The following is an 18,015-nucleotide window of genomic DNA, read 5'->3' on the forward strand; positions in this document are numbered from 1 at the left end:
AACGCGGCAAGTGGGCGCCTTCAGGCCGCCGGCTCCTGCGCGAAGCCGACCGACATGGTGACGCGATGTTTCGCTCAACATCGCGTCTTCACCAGCGCGTCAGCCCCTCGGTGCGCCATTCGAGAACGGCGGCGCTTTCGTTCAGTTTCGCTCGTGCATCCCGAGGTAATCGAGCTTGCCCAGAGGAACTCCAACGTGCCGCAGGATGTCGTAGGCAGTGGTCACGTGGAAATAGAAGTTCGGCAGCGCGAAGCGGAGCAGGTAGTCATCGCCCGGGAGGGTCGCCTTGAGCGCCCCGCCACCGAAGGCGACCTGTCGTGTCTCGCTGCCCTCCAGTGCCTCGGGCCGTATCGTATCCAGATATGACGCCGTCTTGGCGCATCTCTGACGCAGTTCCTCGAAGCTCGCCTCGTCGTCGTCGAAGGACGGCCCGGCTTCCCCGGCAAGGCGGGCGGCGGCGAACTTCGCCGTGTCGCTCGCCCGCTGAACCTGGGCCGACAGGGGCATCATATCGGGCGCGAGCCGCGTGGCCAGGATGGAACCGGAAACGAGACCATTCTCCTGAACGTGAACGGCTCCTCTAGCCAGCAGGTCCGCAAGCACCCCGAGCCCGCGAGTGAAAACGGGGATGGAGACTCGATACATCGAGAGGGACATCGCTCTGTTCTCCGTTGCAGGTCTTCGATGGTCAGGCCGTCACCCGTCGGACCCTTTGCAGGGCCATTCGGTCGTTTCATCTCTCTTCGCAGTTGCCTCTGCCCGTTCGAAACGGACACCGAGACGGAATCCAAGTCAGTGCGCGCCCGCCGCGCCTGCACCAGCTCCGGACTTGCGTGCCAGTAGGACGGCGATGGCCGCGATGGACAGGATGACCCCAATCACCGCGAAGGTGTCGCTGAAGCCCATGATCAGGGCTTGCCGCTTCACGACGGCGCCGAGCTGGCCGACGGCCTTCGCCGTGGCTACGGCGCGATCCGCGACGCCGTGCGCCATGAAGTAGTCGGTCATCTGTTCGAGCCGGGCGCGGACCTCGTCTCGGGTCAGCGTGATCGACTGCCCGATGATGTTCGAGTGGAACTGCTCACGCTTGGTCAGGACGGTCGACAAAGTCGCCGTACCGACGGCGCCGCCGAGGTTGCGCATCATGTTCGACAGCCCGGAGGCCGCACCGGCCTCGCTCGGGGCGATGGCGCCCGTCGTGATGGCGCTGATCGGGGTCAGGACGAGCGCCTGCCCGATGGCCCGCACGACGTTCGGGAGGAAGAACTGGTCCCCCGAGTTGTCGAGCGACAGCTGGATGTTCATGAAACAGCTCGCGGCGAAGATGGCGATGCCGACGAACGCGACGTAGCGAACGTCCCAGCGCTTCATCATGATGGGCACGAGCGGGATGAGCAGGAGCTGCGGCAGGCCCGTCCAGGCCAGCACGTTGCCGGTCTGCTCGGCGTTGTAGCGCTGCACCTGTCCCAGGTACTGGGGCAGGATGTAGACGGTGCCGAACAGGGCGAAGCCGACGAGCGTGTTCGCCAGGACGCCGATGCCGAAGTTGCGCTGCTTCAGGAGGCGCAGGTTGATCAGGGGCTTCGCGACCGTCAGCTCGATGGCAACGAAGGCCGTCAGGAACACGGCGGCGACGATGGCCAGCCGCAGGATGAAGGGCGAGGCGAACCAGTCGTCCTTGTTGCCCTCCTCCAGCACCGTCTGGAAGGCCGCCAGGCCGATGGCCATGGTGACGACGCCGGCCCAGTCGCCTTCCTTCAGGAGGTCGAGCCGCATCGGCGAAGGGTCGAGCGTGAGGGCCAGGGCCACCACCATCACGGCGCTCGGGACGGCGTTGACGTAAAAGATGGTCTGCCAGCCGTAGTTCTCGGTCAGGTAGCCGCCGATGGTCGGGCCGATGGCCGGGGCGAAGGTCACCGCGATGGCGAAGAGCGCCAGGCCGATGGGCTGCTGGGGCTTCGGTAGCTTGGTCAACACCATGGTGAAGGCCATGGGGATCAGGATGCCGCCGGCGAAGCCCTGCAGGGCCCGCATCGCGATCATGGACCCGAGGTCGTGGGTGAACGCGCAGGCGATGGAGAACAGCGGGAACAGGATGCTGTTCACGAGGATGTAGCGGCGGAAGGAGAAGACCCGACTGAGGTAGTCGGTGAGCGGGATCACGATGATCTCGCCGATCAGGTACGAGGTCGAGATCCAGGCGCCGTTGTCGACGCCCGTGCCGATGCCGCCCTCGATGTCGAGGAGCGAGGCGTTGGTGATCTGGATGTTCAGGATCGCCATGAAGGCGCCGATCATGCTGGCCGAGACCGCGATCCACTCGCGGGTGCTGGCGCGGGCCGGCTGGGAGGCGGTGGGTTGCTGGACGTTCGACATGGGACGACCCTCCTGGGACGATGCCTCACTCGGCCTGCGCGAAGGCTGAGCGGCCCTGGGCCTGCGCCTTGGTGTCGATCACCGGCTCGACGGACATTCCGGGCCGCAGGTCGCCCGTGCGGACGCTGGCCGGGTCCAGCGTGATCCTCACGGGGATGCGCTGCACCACCTTCGTGAAGTTGCCGGTGGCGTTGTCCGGGGGAAGGAGCGCGAAGGTCTGGCCGCTAGCAGGCGCCAAGCTGTCGACGTGACCGGTGAAGGTGCGGCCCGGGAACATGTCGACCTCGACCGTGACACGCTGGCCCGGGCGGACATCGGTGAGCTGCGTCTCCTTGTAGTTTGCTACCACGTACACGGCCGCGGTCGGGACCACCGACATGAGTTGGGTGCCGGCATTGACGTACTGGCCGACGCGAAGCGTGCGGTTACCGACGACGCCGTCTACCGAGGCGCGGACCTCCGTGTAGGACAGGTTGAGCTCCGCCTGGTGCTCTAGGGCCCGGGCGCGTGCCAGGGCGGCCTCGGCCTGCGCGAGCTCGGCTTTGAGCTGGCCGACCTGCTTGGTTGCGGAGGCGAGCGCCGCGACGTCGCGCTGAACGGTCGCCCGGGAGGCGGCGATTCGGGAGGCCGCCTGCTGGGCGTTCTGGACGGAGCCGTAGCCGGTGGAGGCGAGGTCGGCGTAGCGCTTGTTCTCCTGTTCGGCGAAGACTTGCGTGGCTTGGCTGACGGTCACGGTCGCCTTGGCGGCTTCGATGACCGCCTGCTGCGTCTCTAAGGCGGCCTTCTTGCTCTCGATGGTCGCCAGCGCGGCCAGTACATCGGCCTTGGCTTGATCCAGGGAGACCCGGTAGTCGCGGTCATCGATCCTGGTCAGGACCTGGCCGGCCTTCACGGCTTCGTTGTCGCCGACGAGCACCTCGCCGAGGTAGCCCGAGACCTTGGGAGCGACGGTGACGCTGTCGGCCTGGACGTAGGCGTCGTCGGTCGAGACGTTGAAGCGGCCGACCGTCCAGTAGTCCCAGCCGTAGTACGAACCGCCGGCGATTGCAGCGAGGCTCGCGCCGACCATGAGCAACCGGCGGAACCCACCCCGCCCCTTCCGAGCGGCGTGCAACTCGTTGGCTTGGGCGACAAGTTTCGGATCGGCCAGCGCCTCGTCCGGCGAGACCTGGCGGTCAACGGTGAATGCATCCGGGTGCTTCGACATGACCGCTGCTCCTTATGAGGCGGATGCCGGCCTCAGGATTGATCCGGCAATTAGGAAACTTGCTAGTTTCCAAAATGGTTCCTATAATCTCCGGAGTCAATCGAGCCGCCGAGTTTTTTCTGATGGACCCCCAAACCCAGCCGGCCCGCCGCTCCCGTGGCCGACCGCCGACACGGTCGGACGACGAAACCTGCCGCCTCATCGCGGAGGCGGCGCGGCAGGCCTTCATGACGAACGGTTTTGCCGGCACCAGCATGGACGAGGTCGCCCAATCGGCCGGCGTGTCGAAGAAGACGCTCTACCGTCTGGTGCCGAACAAGGCCGGCCTGTTCGAGAGTTCGGTGACGGACCGCATCTCTCGGTTCATGCTGGCGGTCGATCCCACCACCCTGGACGCGCTGCCTGTCGCCGCGGCGCTGGGCCGGATCATGGAGCAGTACGGCCTTCTCACCCTGTCGCCGGACACGGTGGCGATCCAGAAGCTGGTCATCGCGGAGAGCGACCGTTTCCCGGACCTCGCGACCAGCTTCTTCGCGGATGCGGTCGTGGCGACCCAGAGGGTGCTGGCCGCCTATCTCGGCCAGCAATGCGAGCGAGGCGTCCTCAGTATCGAAGATCCCGACATGGCGGCGGGAATGCTTCGGGGGATGATGGCGATGGAGCCGCAGAGAGCGGCGATGATGAAACAGCGTGCGCTGCCGTCCCATGAGGAGATCGCGGCGAGGGCTCGCCATTGTGTCCAAGTGTTCCTGTACGGCACCGTAGCGAAAGCCTGACCCGCCAGGGCCCGACCGGCCGCACAGGTCGCAACCGGTCCGCCGTGGCATCACAGGGCATGGTCTTCGCATTCGTGCCGATGAGCGTGGGCCGACGATTTGGGATCGCCGGCAAAGCTGAAATGACCGCTTGACCGAAAGGTGCATATACACCATTTTGCCGTGATTCCGGAGCGGTTAGACAGGCAAGGTCGTCGACGCGGTTGAAGTGGTTTGACGCGGCATCGTTCGAACTGTCCAAACGTGATGGTGCATATGCACCTTAGTCAGCTCGATGGTCAATGGAGAAGGTCATGGATGCGCTCATCGAGGCGGTCAGGGAGCACTACAGCCCCTCCAACCTGACAGCGCGCATCGTAGGGTTGCTAGCGGACCTAGCCCCAGGTGAGCAGCGTCTAACGGTCGAGCAGCTTGCCCCGCTCGACCAGTTTCACACGCGCGGCCTCGCAGCTACGTCCGACTTGGCGGGGCTTGCGGGCATCGACGGGCAGACCGAGGTCCTGGATCTAGGATCCGGGCTCGGCGGTCCCGCCCGCTACCTGGCGGCGACGTTTGGTTGCCGGGTCGTCGGTGTCGATCTGAGTCAGGAGTTCGTCGAGGCCGCTGCCTACCTGGCCCAACGATGCGACTTGAGCGACCGAGTGACGTTCAAGCTCGGGAGCGCCCTCGACCTGCCGGTCCCGGACGAGACTTTCGACGTCGTGTTCCTGCAGCACGTCGCGATGAACATATCGGATCGCGAACGGCTCTACGGGGAGGCACACCGCGTACTCCGGCCGGGTGGCCGCCTGGCCATCTATGACGTGGTCCAGCGCCAAGGCGAGCTGCGTTATCCGGTACCTTGGGCATTGGACGCCTCGACGAGCTTCGTGTTGAGCGCCGATGCAACGCAAGCTGCCTTGAGGCGAGCCGGCTTCGAGGCCATCCATTGGCGCGACGACACTGCTAGTGCCCTGTCATGGTTCTCTACGGCAGCGGAGCAGCCGACCCCGGGCCCCTCCCTGGCGACCATTCTCGGACCCGAGTTCCCCGGCCGGGCCGCCAATCTCGTCCGGAACATCCGCGAGGGTCGGGCGGCCATCCTTTCGGCGGTCCTCAAGCGAGACCCAAGTTTCGAAGCGACCCGAGACATCGCGTCTCGCGACTAGGCCCAGGACATCCATCACCGTTGGCTGCGGATGTTCGGTGCGCCGCCTGATCAAAAAGGACTTTCTGACCCGTTCGCGAGGCCTCGCCTGAACGTGCACGGATTGGTTTCAGGAGATCGATATGTCTCGGCTCGAAGAGCACCCAACTGTCGTTCGGGTTCGCCGAAACGAACCGCCTCCAGTGCCGGCCCCGTTGGATCAGGAGTGGCTACGAACACTCTGCCTTGAGGCGGGCGCCGACGACGTCGGCTTTGTCTCCATCGACCGTCCGGAACTCGCTGGTGAGAAGCCTCACATCCTTGAAGCTTTCCCCAAGGCGCGGACGCTGATCAGCCTTGTGACACGGCTGCACCGCGAGGCCGTCCGCTCGCCAGCGCGATCAATCGGGAACCTGGAATTCCACCGCAACGCCCATGCGATCAACGAGGTCGCGCATCGGGTGGCTGTCGCGTTGGAGAACAAGGGCGTCGCGGCCCTCCATCCGGCAGCCGGCTTCCCGATGGAGATGGACCGTTTTCCGGGCCGGATCTGGGTCGTCTCGCATAAGCCCGTTGCGGTCGCGGCGGGACTTGGGCAGGTGGGGATCCACCGCAGCGTCATCCACCCGGTCTTCGGTAGCTTCATCAACCTGGCTACAGTTCTCGTGGCAGCGGAGGTCACGACCGAGACCACACCGATTGACTACAATCCGTGCCTCTCATGCAAGCTGTGCGTCGCCGCCTGCCCGGTCGGCGCCATCGAACCGGACGGCTACTTCAACTTCTCGGCCTGCCTGACCCACAACTACCGAGAATTCATGGGGGGCTTCACCGACTGGGTCGAGGGCATCGCCGATGCCAAGAACGGCTTGGCCGTCCGCGAGACATTCACCGGGTCGGAGCAAGCCTCCCTGTGGCAGAGCCTGTCCTTCGGGGCAAACTACAAGGCCGCGTACTGCATCGCCGCTTGCCCGGCAGGGGAAGACGTCATCGGCCCCTACCTCGATGATCGGGTCGGCTTCGCCCGCGACGTCGTCAAGCCTCTGCAAGCCAAGGTGGAGCCCGTCTACGTGGTGCCGGGCTCGGATGCCGAGGAGCACGTCCGGAAGCGTTACCCTTCCAAGACAGTGAGGCGGGTGGGAAACGGCGTCAGGCCGCAGAACATCGCGAGTTTGCTCGTTGGGATGCGCTTGACCTTCCAACGCAACAAGGCCCGCGATTTGGACGCGGTCTACCACTTCCGCTTCACGGGAACGGAGAAGCGGGACGTGACCATCACCTTGCGCCGCCGTGACCTCACCATAGAGGAAGGCCTCAAGGGCACCGCCAACCTCGTCGTTCAGGCAGACAGCGAAGCCTGGCTACAGTTCGTACGCAAGGAACGCGGACTTCCCGGCCTGCTGCTCTCGCGCAAGCTGCGCGTCAAAGGCTCACCGAAGCTCCTCGTCGCCTTTGGCAAATGCTTCCCGTGACCCCAGGTTATCTTTGGTGCCCCTGGGACTTGGTATGCCGCCGGATTGACCACGAAGTTCCCCCTGACTGCATTCAGAAGTGGACGCGGCAGTAGGCTGGCCACTGGAACGCGCTGCTGCACGCACCGGAAGCCCTCTAGGTGCAAGCACCTGGGGATGACCTGAAGACCCCCTTCGCACGTCGGGGAATTGGACGGTGAGCCCGTCGCGACGACGGCCCAGCAGACGTCGCTCGCATAGCCGAGACAGCCTGCTTTCGATCAGGATGGCATCGTGACCGGGGCGACGCTCGGCTCGGGCTGGACACCCCGGACGGCGAGCACCCAATCGTCGAACTGCTCCTGCCCGTACTGGTTCTTCGCGAGGTTGCAGGCGAGGTGCGTGATCTGGACGTTGGTGGGCGCGTAGGAGCCGTTGGCACTGTCGATCCGGTCGGCGGACGCCTTGAGCATCGGGTTGCCGGTGGAGGCGATCAGGGGACCTCTGCACAAGGCGCACTTACCTCGCTGCTCGTCCAGCCACAGCCGCAGGATCAGGGCGTTCATCTCCGCGAACGGAGGGGCGAACCGTTGTGGGTTGATCAGTACGTTCTGCTCGCCTCCCCTGCTGACCCGCTCGCAGATCAGTTGGGTCATCCGTGATGCCTCCTGCCGGATCGTCTTGTCGATCGCGGGGCTCGTGCTCTCCCTGAGGCCGATGTAGGCGGCGACGCCCTCCCGCAGCGTCAGCGTCAGCGGCTTGATCTCAAGGGCCATGATGGCCGCCCGTTCGTCGGGGTGGGCCTCGATGACGTTGCCGCGGTTGGCGATCTCGGAGAAGGACCGGTACGACTTCGGCATCACCCTCCGCGCCTCGGGATAGGGCGGGCCCACGATGTCCGCGGCGCGGATCGCGGCCAGGGCGTGCGGCCACCGGTCCCCGTGATGCTCGATTGAGTTGTTCCAGCTCTCGGCCGGGACGATCTTCTTCGTCTCCAGGATCTGGTTGGGCTCGATGACGACGGCTGAGAGCAGGCAGCTCCGGTGGTCGGGATTTTCCGTGGAGGCCGGGCTCGTGGTGCCGACGTAGACGAGCACGTCGCGCCCCGGGACGAACTCCCTCCGAAGCCATGTCCCGACCGACGGCTTGGTGAAGGAGACGCACGGCCAGTAGTCGTTGATCGGCCCCCACTCACTCTTCAAAAAGACGCGCCCGGCCGGCTGCATCATGTCGGAGATCAGCATGCCTGCCTCTTGGCGAGCCTTCCAAGCAACCCTGATACACGAAGGCCGCGCCCTGCGCGGCTGATCCGTCCGCCCCTGCGGCCCCGCATCATGCCAGTGGTAGCCCTACCAATAAAAAAACGTTGTTTGCCAATGGTTGGTAGGTGGTAGGGGGACAAATATCGCGTTTGATCCCCTATCGCGTGTCGACCAAAGGCTACCACTGATGTGATGCGGGGCCGCAGGGGCGGACGGATCAGCCGCGCGGGGCGCGGATCAACTAGGTGCCCGCATTCCGACAAGACGGGGCAGCCACGAACAAAAGCGGCCGCCGGCACCCAAGCCGACGGCCGCTTCCACGGATTTCCGGAGCTGGTGCGCCGGAGCGCGACCTATCCGGCCTGGCTCCTGAGGATCTTGTCCAGGGCGTCGGCGAAGGCGGGGTCTGTGATCGGGCCCCTGCCCTGGATCTCGATGGCTCCATCATCAGCGCGCGTCAGCCTCCGCGCCGCCATCGCCGAGGGATTGACGAAGTTTCGGATCGAGTCCAGTTCAGCCTCGTCGAGTTCCAGAGACGCCATGCCAGGGATAAGTTCGAGGACGTCGGGATCCAGGCTTGAGACAACCTTGACGACCGGCGCGCCCCTGGCGGTCTTGAGGATCGCCCGCTCGCTTCGCAGGTTTCGGTTCTCCGCCACGATGAGGCGAACCTTGGCTCGAAGGCTTGTGTCGGCAATCCGTTCGAGCTCGTCCTGCCCGACGAGTTCGTCGGTCGAGATCCGCAGCGCACGCCTCGGCTGGACGGTCCTGAGCGAGGCTATCGAGACGGCTTCCCACGCCTTGTAGAGCTCGTTGAGCGGGTTTCCAGCGTCCCGCCGGTTCCGGACAGACTGCTCAGCTAGGGTAAACCCGGTGCCACGTGCGGCATCCCGGAAGCCATCGACCGCCATGGGGACGGTTAGCCTTCGTCGGTCCTTGAGCACGATCCGCCTACACGCCTCGTCGAGGAACCGGAGCTTTGTGCGCATGTCCTCAGTTCTGGCACCTTCGCGCAGGCGAGCGGAGACGCCCTCAGCGGCGTCGACTGCTGCCTTCGTTGCCGTATCCATGGTCATCATCCGTCCCGCTGGTCGGGCCGGGACATTCCCGGGCCCGATGACGTCACGCTCCCTCACTCCGCCGCGACGGCCTCGAACACAGGCCTGGCTTGGGGTGGGAGTGCCAATGCCTCAAGAGGCCGACCGATGGCCTTGCGGCACGTCTCCTGCAGCCGTCCCTCGATCCCCAGATCCGCGATGGAGGTGCTTCCCTCGATCAGTTTTTGCGCCTCCACGGCGCCGAGCTTGATGAGGAGCAGCGCGCTCATCGCGTCGGCAGCCCGTCGGCGCTCTTCCTGGCTGAGAGGGGCGAGGGTTATCGGAACGTAGCCGTTGGAATAGAGGACGCGGTCGAGGAACGCGTCGCGCTCGCGCTCAAGCTCGTCGCTTCGCAGTGACGGGAAAAAGCGGGAGGCCTGAACGACCGCATCGGCGACCTCGAAGCGGGTCGAATCTCGGCCGACGACTGATGGGACCTCGCCTGCCGGGCTCAGCATGGGTAGGGTTCCGTCGGTACCCTCGGCACTGATCGCACGGACCTGCTCGATCAGCGCCATGACGGAATGGAGTTCCGCGAGCGCCTGGTCCCGCTGCTCACGCGCGTTGTCCGCAACGCCTTCCCCGATCCGGATCCGGTCGCGCAGGCCGGGGTCGATCAAGCCTCCGTCCTTGGCAGCCTCCCTCTTTTCTGCCTTGAGCGCCCGCACGGCCTCCTCCTGCTCGGCCGCGCGGCGGGCGTGTGCATCCGCCTGGGCCATCACCGCCATGGCGTGCGTCCATAGGGGAATAAGGAAGGGCAGTCCCGTGACGAAGAAGCGGCACCTGACGCAGGCGCGGATCCCCGGCGTGCGGCCGTGAATGCTGCGCTGTGCTTGCTTCTCGGACGCATTCACGATGGCCTCGCCGCCGATGTGGCAAAGCGTGCAGCCGTTCGGGCAAAGCCCGATGTCCATCCTCGCCCACATCGACTGGTCGGAGTACGACGGCCCGTACATCTGACGGAGGCCGTCATCGGAAAGTCGTGCTGTCATCCTGGCAGCAAGATCGAAGCTAGTGGCGCCCAAGCCTTCGGGGAAGGCAGCCCGATCCTCGGTCACCGCCTTCAGCCGCCCCTCGGTGAGCACCCGGCTGACGTGGAGAGGGTCGAACTTCAGGTACTGGAGCGTCATCAGAATAGAGGAATGGCCGGCGACGGCCTTGCTCAGGATCTCAATCGGCACACCGGCGAGGTGTAATGTCGTCAGCGTCGATGAGCGCATCCCGTGGATCGAGAACACTGCCTTCGTCGGCGTACCGGTCTTTCCAGTCCGCTCAAGGATGATCCTGACCGGGGTGTCCGGGTCTTCAGCGTTCAAACGCCGTTCGAGCTCGCCGAGCGCTTCATGGAAGAAGGCCAGGAGCTGTGGATCGTTCGGAGGCGCCTCGCGACCACGATCCCCCGCGTTGAAGGGGAACCGAAAAAGGTAGAACCTGTCGGGTAGACGCTCTCGAATGGCCTCGCCTGGGTCATCGTTCGGAAAAATTCCGGGCGGCAGGTCCTTATGGGCCAATGGCCCGGACACCGGATTGTACTTTTCCTGCCACTCCCGCATGGCCGCTAGGTTCTCCAAGACTTCGGGGTACTCCCACGGGATCTCGTATCCGGATGTCTCGTCGAATAGGGCGGCTCGGTCGTTGGACTTGTTCGAGTTGATCCACAGGCCGGTGATCTTGGCAGCCTTGTCGGCCTGGAGTTCCCTGAAAACCCCGCGACGCGAATTCAACGCGCCCTGCCTATCCCAATGGCCGGAATGCGGTCCTGATGCGACCTCCCATCGCCTCGTGGACGGCACCCACCGCATGGCATCGCCTTCGCCGCTGTCGAGACGGCGCGCCTGGATCCCCCTCAGCGGCACGTCGAGCATCAGCAGCAGCAGGCGGGGCAGGACGGGACAGAAAACCTGTTCGTACTTGCCCGTTTCGGGGTTCTTGAACATCCTCCAGTAACGAGGCTTCCCGCGCACCGTCAGCGACTTCGGCCAAGCGAAATCATCTTCCGTGATGATCTCCTTGAGCTTGGCATGGTAGCGCGCCGGCATCGGACGAGCCCGAACTTCGCCGATCACCTTAGCGGGTGCGGTCGCGTCCACTTGCTGGAAGAACCTGTCATAATCACCCTTGAACAGCGGCTCAAGGATCGAGAAGCCGCGCTCGTCCCGGACATTGTCGATGTACCAGGTAAGGTAATCACGAACACTCGCGACCGCCTTGGCCCGCGTCCCGGAGGAGCGCCAGTTCTTGGCGAAAACCAGCAATTGCAGCATCGTCTTCCGACCAAAGGCAACTTCCGGTTCATCGCATTCCTCTCGGGGAAGGGTGGCGAAGAACTCGCCAAGCAATCTCTGGCCCGCCTTCTCCTTCAACCGGGTCATCGTGTTGCGCTCATTCAGGTATTGGTCGAACGATTGCTCGATCCACCGCAGATGGCGCGCCCTCCCGAAAACGTCCCCCTTCCCGTGCCCGGCACTACGGGCATAGGAATTGGCCAGCAACTTCAAGGTGCCGAAACTTGGGTCTTGCCTCTGCTTTCCGAAGTAATCGCAGATATCGAACAGCCCCATCCGTCCCATCATGGGCAACCATGCAGCCCAAACGCCATCGCGCCTGGCGACCTCGACAAAGGCCGTGAAATCATCGCTTTCAAACTCGACGAGACGCTTCGGATCATTTCCGCTTGCCAACTTTATCGCGCCAAGCACCATGAAGGCATTGCCAGTATGTTGCCGCATGGTCAGGCGCTGCTTGCCAGCATATCTCATGGTCGGCTCGTTATTTAGGAACTCCCAGATCGCGCCGAACGACGGCTCGAACTCTGCGAGGGCCGACCGAAAGCCATCCCTTCCCAAGGGGCCGAGGCACGATGTTCCCCAAGGGGTGCCGAGAGGCCAGAGGATGTCGCCCACCGCATGCATGTCGAGGAGCATGAGGAGTATGCGGCGACGAACCGTGTGGCTGTCGGCATCGCGGAAAGTCCTGACGTGATGCTCGACCCGTTCCGCCATGGCGTGTTGGTGGGCGTCGCTCTCGTCGGGCTGCACGGCGAAGCGGAAGGGGTCGAAATTGAACCAGTGACGGCCGACCTTGTCCGTGGCGATACGGACATGCTCGAAGTCGTTCATGCGGGCATCCTCCCCCTGATGCGTTCGTTGAGGCGGTACAGCGCCTGCGAGCTTTCAGAGCCCTGCAGGTCGACATCGCTCGGCCGAGAACTTGGACGCCCTTGGATCGCGGCCTGGAGGGTAGCGTTCACGGCCGAGCGCGGTGGCGCCAGGTATGGTACCTGCGACAGGAAGCTGAGGTGATGCATGCACTTGCGAATGAGGGCGGCCGACAACCCCCGGCCTGCCAGCGTCTGGCCGTAGTAGTGCCGCAGGCCATGCGTCGTCGTGCCGGCATTCTTCGCGTAGGGCAGATCAATCCGGCGCACCGCCGCCTCGTGGTTCCTCTCGTAAGCCTTGGGCGAGTACGGGGATCCGACGTCAGGATCGGCCACCCGCTCACCGCGACCTTCGGACACGAAGAGAAACGGGTGGTCGCGCCCGCCAGCCGCGAAGCGTCTCCGCATCAGCGCCGGGCGGACGTGGCTCATGTACGCGACGTACAGAGACCAGAACAGCCGTCCCGCCGCAGGGTCGCTCCAGTAGACGAACTCGCAAAGGTCTGCGTTCAGCGCCATTCCCTTCCAGCCGGCGTGATAGCCGCCCCGCATGTGTAGGTGCCGCGGCCGGAGCCCGTGGAAATGCAGGTCCAGAACCTCCTGTCGCGACCTCCTCACCATCCGGGAGGAGTTGCCGTCGGGGACCCTCACGATGGCCTCGGCGGGATGGTGGAGCACCACGATGGCAAGGCCCGGATTGTCAGGGTCCTGGAAAACGTCCTGCACCCAGAGGTGCAGGCCCTCGCTCCTGCGCAGGCCGCCCCAGCCATCAAGCAGCGCCATCATCTGGTCGCGTATGTTGAAGCGGAGAATGTCGTCCGGCTCATGCTCGCGGCCCGGTCGGACGTGTCCCTCGCAGATGAGGCGCTCAATGTGTTCGGGCGGGAAGAACTTGACCGGTGCCATCTCGGGGGCACCGAGGGACTCGAAGTCGACGTTGTCGCGCGCCCGGCCCGTCTTGGGATGCGAGAGGTAAGCCAGCATCGAGACGTTCCTGACGCGGGCCCAGACGAGCATCTCGGTGAAGCCCAGGCGAACGTCGCGCCCCTCCCGGTCATCGGGCTCGGCGTGAGCAGCCTTTCGCTCTGCGGCCTGCCAGGCGGCGAAGAGCTCGATTGCCTTCACCAATACCTTCGCTCTCTTGAGCCCTGTACGTGGCCAGAACAGGCTGTCCTCGTCATCGCCGGGGCGAATTGTGCCGTTCAGCAGCGACAGGGCAAAGGCACGGAGGTGGAAGTGAAGGAAGTCGCGCCCCTGTTCCTCTGCCCCGGATAGGTTTCCCTCTCCGCGAGAGCGGGTGAAGTCCCATAGGAGGCCGAGCCCGCGCGCGACGTCGTCCTGCCACGTATGGCTGCGAGTCGGATGGTCCTTCATGTAGTCGATCAGTGGTGCGTACGGCGCCACCGTCCCATCCGCATGGAGGAGGAGGAGAACCCGCGCGGACCAACCCTTCGGCATGCCGTGGACGGGCATCGCCATGGTGGCGTGGTATTGGGGTTGTGGCTCCGTCGGGGTGATGATCACGGGGGCCGTCGTCCTCCGGTCGCCACGGGCTTCCCTGCCCGACGCGACCGCTGCATGGCCAAGCATCGTCCGTCTCCGGTTCAGCCTTCCTTGCCGGCCGGCCCGTTGGGTGGGCCCGGCCGGCAAATCGGGCCGGTTTCGGTTTTGGTGGTGAATCGAGTCTGCCGTCCTCGGGTCCGGCAGGGGCCGGTCAGGCGTCCGGTTTCCTCGCCCCCGGCAGGGCGGCCCATGGCTCATGCATCGTCGTCGTGCCCGTCGTCCCCAAGGGCGGGGGAGGCCGGAAAGGCGATGACGTTGCCAGCCTGGCGGCGCCTGCGATGGCGAAGGGCACGCCTCTCGGCCTCGATGTGGGCCGCCACTCCCACGCCCAGGCGGGCGCGCTCCACGGCGTCGTCGTAGACGTCGGGGCCGAGCTCCCTTTGGATCGCGGCGAGCGCGGTCAGAAGGTCCAGGACGCGCTCATCCATGGTCCGGCCCTCCCTCAGCGAGGGCCCGGTCGTGTGCCTCCGCCAGGGCAAGAAAATCCCCGCGTTCGACGACCCTCACCTCCAGCAGGAGCCTCGCGAGCGCCTCGACGAAGCGCCTGTGTCTCGTCACCGTGGCGAGGGCGGCCGAGTAGGCCCTGGCGAGGTCGGCACCGACCTCGTCCCGTAGGACGGGATCGGTCTCGCAAAGCGCTGCCGCCTGGTCGGACGGCGCGCGATGCACGAGGCTGCCCGACATCCCGAACGAGACCCTGGCCGCGGCCGCCAGGCCGGTCGCGACGCGAAGGTCGTCGTGCGCGCCGGTCGAGAGGCCCAGGCCCATCGCCTCCTCCGCGGCGCGGCCGCCGAGCATCGCGGCGACGACGGCCTCAAGGATGGCGGGCGTCATCGTCGGCCCTTCCTCGCCGGGGAAGGTGAGCGTGTGGCCGCCGGCCCGTCCACGCGGGACGACGCTGACACGCTCGACGTTCTCACCGCCATAGTGAGCCACGACAGCGTGCCCAGCTTCGTGGCACGCGCATCGCCATCGCGCCGCCTCGGACCGCCCGTCGGGCGGCGCGACCTCACGCACGAGGTCGTCGAGTTCCATGGCGCGGGCGGCGACGCGGGCACGCCTGCGGGCGCCCCGCACCCACGCCACGGCCTCGGCGCCCGTGCAGCCGATGCCGAGCGCGGCCACGCCGCCCAGGTCGGCGCCGGGCAGGTCGTCGCCCAGGTGCTGCCGGATGATGTCTGCAAGGGCCGCCCGGTCCGGAGGGCCCACGTAGATCGAGCGGCCGAGCCGCCCGGGCCGGAGAACCGCAGGGTCCAGCTTCCGGATGTGGTTGGTGGCGGCGATGAGGACCACCCGGGAGCCTTCCGCCGCCGTCTCCTCCAGCTCCTTGAGATACGCAGCTTGTAGCGGACCGTAGTACGAGGCGTTCCTGTCGTCAGTTAGCTCGCGTGACGGGAACGCCTCGCATTCGTCCAAGAAGAGGACGCATGGCGACTTCGCTCGGGCTTCCCGGAAAGCTTCCTGCATCCTACCCAATACACGTTCGATATAAGAGGATCCCTCGAACCAAGCAGCCACTGAAGTCTCGACCAATCTCAAGTTCGCCGACTTGGCGACAGAATGCGCCAGGCTCGTCTTGCCGGTGCCCGGCGGACCGTAAAAAACGGCGGACTTCTCCGCGTCCCGCCAGGCGGCGTCGGATCCGTCCTTCAGGTCCGCAACGAGTTGTGTGGCCCACTCGCCCGCGGCCCCATAGCCCCGTGCGTTTTCCACGCCCGGCACGTCCCTGAGACGCTGAGAGCCGGCGGACCTCATTCGCACGGCCGCTTCGATCCGCGCGACACAACGGGCTGCGGAGTTGCCCCTGATCGCCGCCACCAGGTCGGTGAAATCGAGCCCGGCGACGGTGGCGGGCCCGTTTCTGGGCAGCTTGCCCGTAACCTGCCTGATAACCTCCCTGACGAGCTCGACGGTCGGTTGCCCCACCCTCACGTGCAGGTCGACGGCACCGAGAAACGAGCGGGGGAGGTGGGCGGAAGGGGCGTGGCAGACGATGCAGACACGGCCACCTCGGGCCATCGTCGCGGCGATCTCGTCCGCCCCGTCGTCGGGCTTGCGACGGTAGCGGGACGTGCCGTCGCGCATCTCGTTGTGGACCCAGGGACCGACGGTGCCGACGGCCCGATGGAGGGCCTTCACCCATTCGGCGCTCGGCGCCTCGACGAGCACGGAAAGGCCCGGGGCCTTGACCAGCCTCCTCCGTTCCACGGGGGTTAGGAACACGTCCAGCAGGAGCTGGCCCAAGATCACGAGGGAGGAGGGCCTGTTTGAGGGGGCAGTCTGCCTGGCCGATGAGGCGGCCTGCTGGGCTTCCTCCTCATCGAGGATCGCGTGGTACTGCTCCACCGCCATGGCGGAGCGTCTCTTCAGGTCATGGATCATCGCTGCCTCCGCACGCGGGGCAGCCGGGCGCGTCCTTCGGCGCCGGGTCAGCCCTCGCGGGTGTCGGGGTCGGGGCGGCGCTCGACGCGCCGGTGACGACAGGCGGACGGGGCAAGCCCCGCCGCGGGCACGGCAGCGTGTTTTCGGAGGTGCCTGGTCATCGGGAGGCTTCCGTCAAACGGGCTCCCGGGACGCGCGAGATCGGGCGCGCGGCTATCCGCGGGAGGAATCAGCGCAGGCCGGCACGGGGATCCCCGTCCGGTTCGCCAAGCGTTTGAACGTCGCGAACATGCCCTCCTAATTGCGAGTGAAGATCCCTGATCGCAAGCGGTCCCGGAACGGAAGCGGGGGACAACCCGCCCTCAGGGTTAACGCGCTATGCCTTGAGTATGCGGCGTCGGATGACGCTGTTCGCCATTACGCTCCCGAGGCGTCCTGCAAGAGCAGTCATGCCGGTACGCTGGCATCACGACCCACGACGTCCAGATACCTGCTGACGAAGGCTTCGTCTCAAACCGCTGAACGACCGCGCGCATCGCCCGGGAACGTCTTCGCCCAGAGGAAGCCCTCGTGCCGAAGAACCCGACAGTCTGCATCGTCGAAAGTCTTGGCTTCCTGGAGAAGCAGAGCCTGAGGGAGGGCGAGATCATCAGCAGGACGCTGCAACTGTCCGGCAAGCGAAGCGCGTACGCCTACATCAAGAGCGTTCCCGAACTGATGGCCGTGGCAAACGAGTTCGGGGGCTCGTCGCATCGCTACCTGCACCTGTCCTGCCACGGAAGCGTCCACAAGGACCGGATGGTGGGCCTGGCCCTCACCACGGGCAGGATCCCGAACGCAAAGCTCGTGGCGCTCCTCAAACCCCACCTGGATGGCCGACGCCTGTTCCTCTCGACCTGCCTCGCCGCCCGCGGCGGCTTCGCGGAGACCCTGATGCAGCAAAGCGGATGTCTGTCGGTATTGGCACCCATGAACGAGATCGGGTTCGACGACGCCGCTGTGTTCTGGACCGCCTTCTACCACCTGATGTTCAAGGAGGAGCCACGGAAGAAGTCCAGCGGACGCACCACGAAACGGCGGGGGATGTCGAACAGGCGCATCGAGGAGAATGTCGAGTCCTGCGCGAGGCTGGTCAACGAGCGGTTCCGGCTGTTCCTGCGAGGCGACGAGAAGGGCGAGGTGAGACGGGTCACGATAGGCCCGCGAAAGGAAAGAAACCGGCGCTCAACCGTCGTATAGGGATCAGTGCGAGACCTGCGCCGCGATGCCGTTCAGGGCCTTGATGATGTCGTCGGGCGGGTAGGGCTTGGCGAAGAACAGGCCCTTCGCTGGCAGGTCTACCTCGGTCACCTTCCGCCGCCCCGACGTGACCATGATCGAGACCGGGGGCCAGGGCTCACGGATGGCGTGGGCGAGCTTCAGCTCGGCCCTGGAACCGTTCATCTCGCTAAATGTGCGCAAGTAGCCGTTGCCTCTCGTTATCCCGCGCCGATCAAGCGTCCGCGCGGACGCTTCACAGGCAATGGCGACGGACGGGTCCGGCAACCTGCTCGGGCACTGACCTCCCTTCCGACCAGGCGCTATCGCATCAATTTGTCCGCGGGTCGAACAAACCATG

The 18,015-nt window shown here is 65.5% G+C and carries 14 protein-coding genes and 1 pseudogene; 4 read left to right on the forward strand and 11 right to left on the reverse strand.

Features of this window, described 5'->3' with window-relative positions; all coding sequences use genetic code 11:
* Positions 1-141 precede the first annotated feature (141 nt).
* The 3 genes from ACS5RC_RS02905 to ACS5RC_RS02915 all read right to left on the reverse strand — a co-directional run bounded on the left by ACS5RC_RS02905 (position 142) and on the right by ACS5RC_RS02915 (position 3,583).
* Positions 142-657 carry a DUF1993 domain-containing protein gene (locus ACS5RC_RS02905; protein WP_478342307.1) on the reverse strand — a complete coding sequence of 172 codons (516 nt, stop codon included), beginning with the start codon at positions 655-657 and terminating at the stop codon, positions 142-144.
* Between the two features lie 135 nt (positions 658-792).
* Complete coding sequence (locus ACS5RC_RS02910) at positions 793-2,376, reverse strand: DHA2 family efflux MFS transporter permease subunit (protein ID WP_478342308.1); 1,584 nt, start codon at positions 2,374-2,376, stop codon at positions 793-795.
* A gap of 25 nt (positions 2,377-2,401) precedes the next feature.
* Positions 2,402-3,583 (reverse strand): HlyD family secretion protein, encoded by a 1,182-nt coding sequence (locus ACS5RC_RS02915; RefSeq protein WP_478342309.1) that lies wholly within the window; start codon positions 3,581-3,583, stop codon positions 2,402-2,404.
* A gap of 122 nt (positions 3,584-3,705) precedes the next feature.
* Here ACS5RC_RS02915 and ACS5RC_RS02920 point away from each other — a divergent pair, with 122 nt between their 5' ends.
* The 3 genes from ACS5RC_RS02920 to ACS5RC_RS02930 all read left to right on the forward strand — a co-directional run bounded on the left by ACS5RC_RS02920 (position 3,706) and on the right by ACS5RC_RS02930 (position 6,957).
* Positions 3,706-4,359, forward strand: coding sequence for a TetR/AcrR family transcriptional regulator (locus tag ACS5RC_RS02920; RefSeq protein ID WP_478342310.1), 654 nt, complete (start codon positions 3,706-3,708; stop codon positions 4,357-4,359).
* Positions 4,360-4,652: 293 nt separating this feature from the next.
* Positions 4,653-5,507: a class I SAM-dependent methyltransferase gene (locus ACS5RC_RS02925; RefSeq protein ID WP_478342311.1), complete on the forward strand. Its 855-nt coding sequence runs from the start codon at positions 4,653-4,655 to the stop codon at positions 5,505-5,507.
* 121 nt (positions 5,508-5,628) lie between these two features.
* Positions 5,629-6,957, forward strand: a complete 1,329-nt coding sequence (locus ACS5RC_RS02930; RefSeq protein WP_478342312.1) for an SCP2 sterol-binding domain-containing protein — start codon at positions 5,629-5,631, stop codon at positions 6,955-6,957.
* Between the two features lie 260 nt (positions 6,958-7,217).
* Here ACS5RC_RS02930 and ACS5RC_RS02935 read toward each other — a convergent pair whose 3' ends face one another.
* The 7 genes and pseudogenes from ACS5RC_RS02935 to ACS5RC_RS02965 all read right to left on the reverse strand — a co-directional run.
* Complete coding sequence (locus ACS5RC_RS02935; protein ID WP_478342313.1) at positions 7,218-8,180, reverse strand: hypothetical protein; 963 nt, start codon at positions 8,178-8,180, stop codon at positions 7,218-7,220.
* A 371-nt stretch (positions 8,181-8,551) separates the two neighbouring features.
* Positions 8,552-9,268 (reverse strand): gamma-mobile-trio protein GmtX, encoded by a 717-nt coding sequence (gmtX, locus tag ACS5RC_RS02940; RefSeq protein WP_478342314.1) that lies wholly within the window; start codon positions 9,266-9,268, stop codon positions 8,552-8,554.
* Positions 9,269-9,330: 62 nt separating this feature from the next.
* Positions 9,331-12,414: a VPA1269 family protein gene (locus ACS5RC_RS02945; protein ID WP_478342315.1), complete on the reverse strand. Its 3,084-nt coding sequence runs from the start codon at positions 12,412-12,414 to the stop codon at positions 9,331-9,333.
* Entirely contained in the window at positions 12,411-13,976 is a 1,566-nt protein-coding gene (locus ACS5RC_RS02950) for a hypothetical protein (RefSeq protein WP_478342316.1), read from the reverse strand. Before ACS5RC_RS02950 ends, ACS5RC_RS02945 begins: the two co-directional genes overlap by 4 nt.
* A gap of 233 nt (positions 13,977-14,209) precedes the next feature.
* Positions 14,210-14,443: a hypothetical protein gene (locus tag ACS5RC_RS02955; protein ID WP_478342317.1), complete on the reverse strand. Its 234-nt coding sequence runs from the start codon at positions 14,441-14,443 to the stop codon at positions 14,210-14,212.
* Positions 14,436-15,050: a hypothetical protein gene (locus tag ACS5RC_RS02960; RefSeq protein WP_478342655.1), complete on the reverse strand. Its 615-nt coding sequence runs from the start codon at positions 15,048-15,050 to the stop codon at positions 14,436-14,438. The genes ACS5RC_RS02955 and ACS5RC_RS02960 overlap by 8 nt, the downstream gene beginning before the upstream one ends.
* 180 nt (positions 15,051-15,230) lie before the next feature.
* Positions 15,231-16,397, reverse strand: a pseudogene (locus tag ACS5RC_RS02965) (AAA family ATPase); the annotation flags it as partial.
* A gap of 570 nt (positions 16,398-16,967) precedes the next feature.
* Between ACS5RC_RS02965 and ACS5RC_RS02970 the strand changes: the two are divergent.
* Entirely contained in the window at positions 16,968-17,636 is a 669-nt protein-coding gene (locus tag ACS5RC_RS02970) for a hypothetical protein (RefSeq protein WP_478342318.1), read from the forward strand.
* A gap of 3 nt (positions 17,637-17,639) precedes the next feature.
* Here ACS5RC_RS02970 and ACS5RC_RS02975 read toward each other — a convergent pair whose 3' ends face one another.
* A complete protein-coding gene (locus ACS5RC_RS02975) occupies positions 17,640-17,840 on the reverse strand; it encodes a hypothetical protein (RefSeq protein ID WP_478342319.1) in 201 nt (66 codons plus the stop codon).
* Positions 17,841-18,015: the final 175 nt, after the last annotated feature.

The sequence above is a fragment of the Methylobacterium sp. HJ2 genome, from assembly GCF_056431005.1.

What these genes read in the sequence shown, in the direction of transcription:
- ACS5RC_RS02975 (WP_478342319.1), bottom strand. Translation starts at nt 17,840, where the DNA reads ATGAACGGTTCCAGGGCCGAGCTGAAGCTCGCCCACGCCATCCGTGAG.
- ACS5RC_RS02910 (WP_478342308.1), bottom strand. Translation starts at nt 2,376, where the DNA reads ATGTCGAACGTCCAGCAACCCACCGCCTCCCAGCCGGCCCGCGCCAGC.
- ACS5RC_RS02935 (WP_478342313.1), bottom strand. Translation starts at nt 8,180, where the DNA reads ATGCTGATCTCCGACATGATGCAGCCGGCCGGGCGCGTCTTTTTGAAG.
- ACS5RC_RS02930 (WP_478342312.1), top strand. Translation starts at nt 5,629, where the DNA reads ATGTCTCGGCTCGAAGAGCACCCAACTGTCGTTCGGGTTCGCCGAAAC.
- gmtX (WP_478342314.1), bottom strand. Translation starts at nt 9,268, where the DNA reads ATGGATACGGCAACGAAGGCAGCAGTCGACGCCGCTGAGGGCGTCTCC.
- ACS5RC_RS02915 (WP_478342309.1), bottom strand. Translation starts at nt 3,583, where the DNA reads ATGTCGAAGCACCCGGATGCATTCACCGTTGACCGCCAGGTCTCGCCG.
- ACS5RC_RS02955 (WP_478342317.1), bottom strand. Translation starts at nt 14,443, where the DNA reads ATGGATGAGCGCGTCCTGGACCTTCTGACCGCGCTCGCCGCGATCCAA.
- ACS5RC_RS02960 (WP_478342655.1), bottom strand. Translation starts at nt 15,050, where the DNA reads ATGGAACTCGACGACCTCGTGCGTGAGGTCGCGCCGCCCGACGGGCGG.
- ACS5RC_RS02905 (WP_478342307.1), bottom strand. Translation starts at nt 657, where the DNA reads ATGTCCCTCTCGATGTATCGAGTCTCCATCCCCGTTTTCACTCGCGGG.
- ACS5RC_RS02945 (WP_478342315.1), bottom strand. Translation starts at nt 12,414, where the DNA reads ATGAACGACTTCGAGCATGTCCGTATCGCCACGGACAAGGTCGGCCGT.
- ACS5RC_RS02925 (WP_478342311.1), top strand. Translation starts at nt 4,653, where the DNA reads ATGGATGCGCTCATCGAGGCGGTCAGGGAGCACTACAGCCCCTCCAAC.
- ACS5RC_RS02920 (WP_478342310.1), top strand. Translation starts at nt 3,706, where the DNA reads ATGGACCCCCAAACCCAGCCGGCCCGCCGCTCCCGTGGCCGACCGCCG.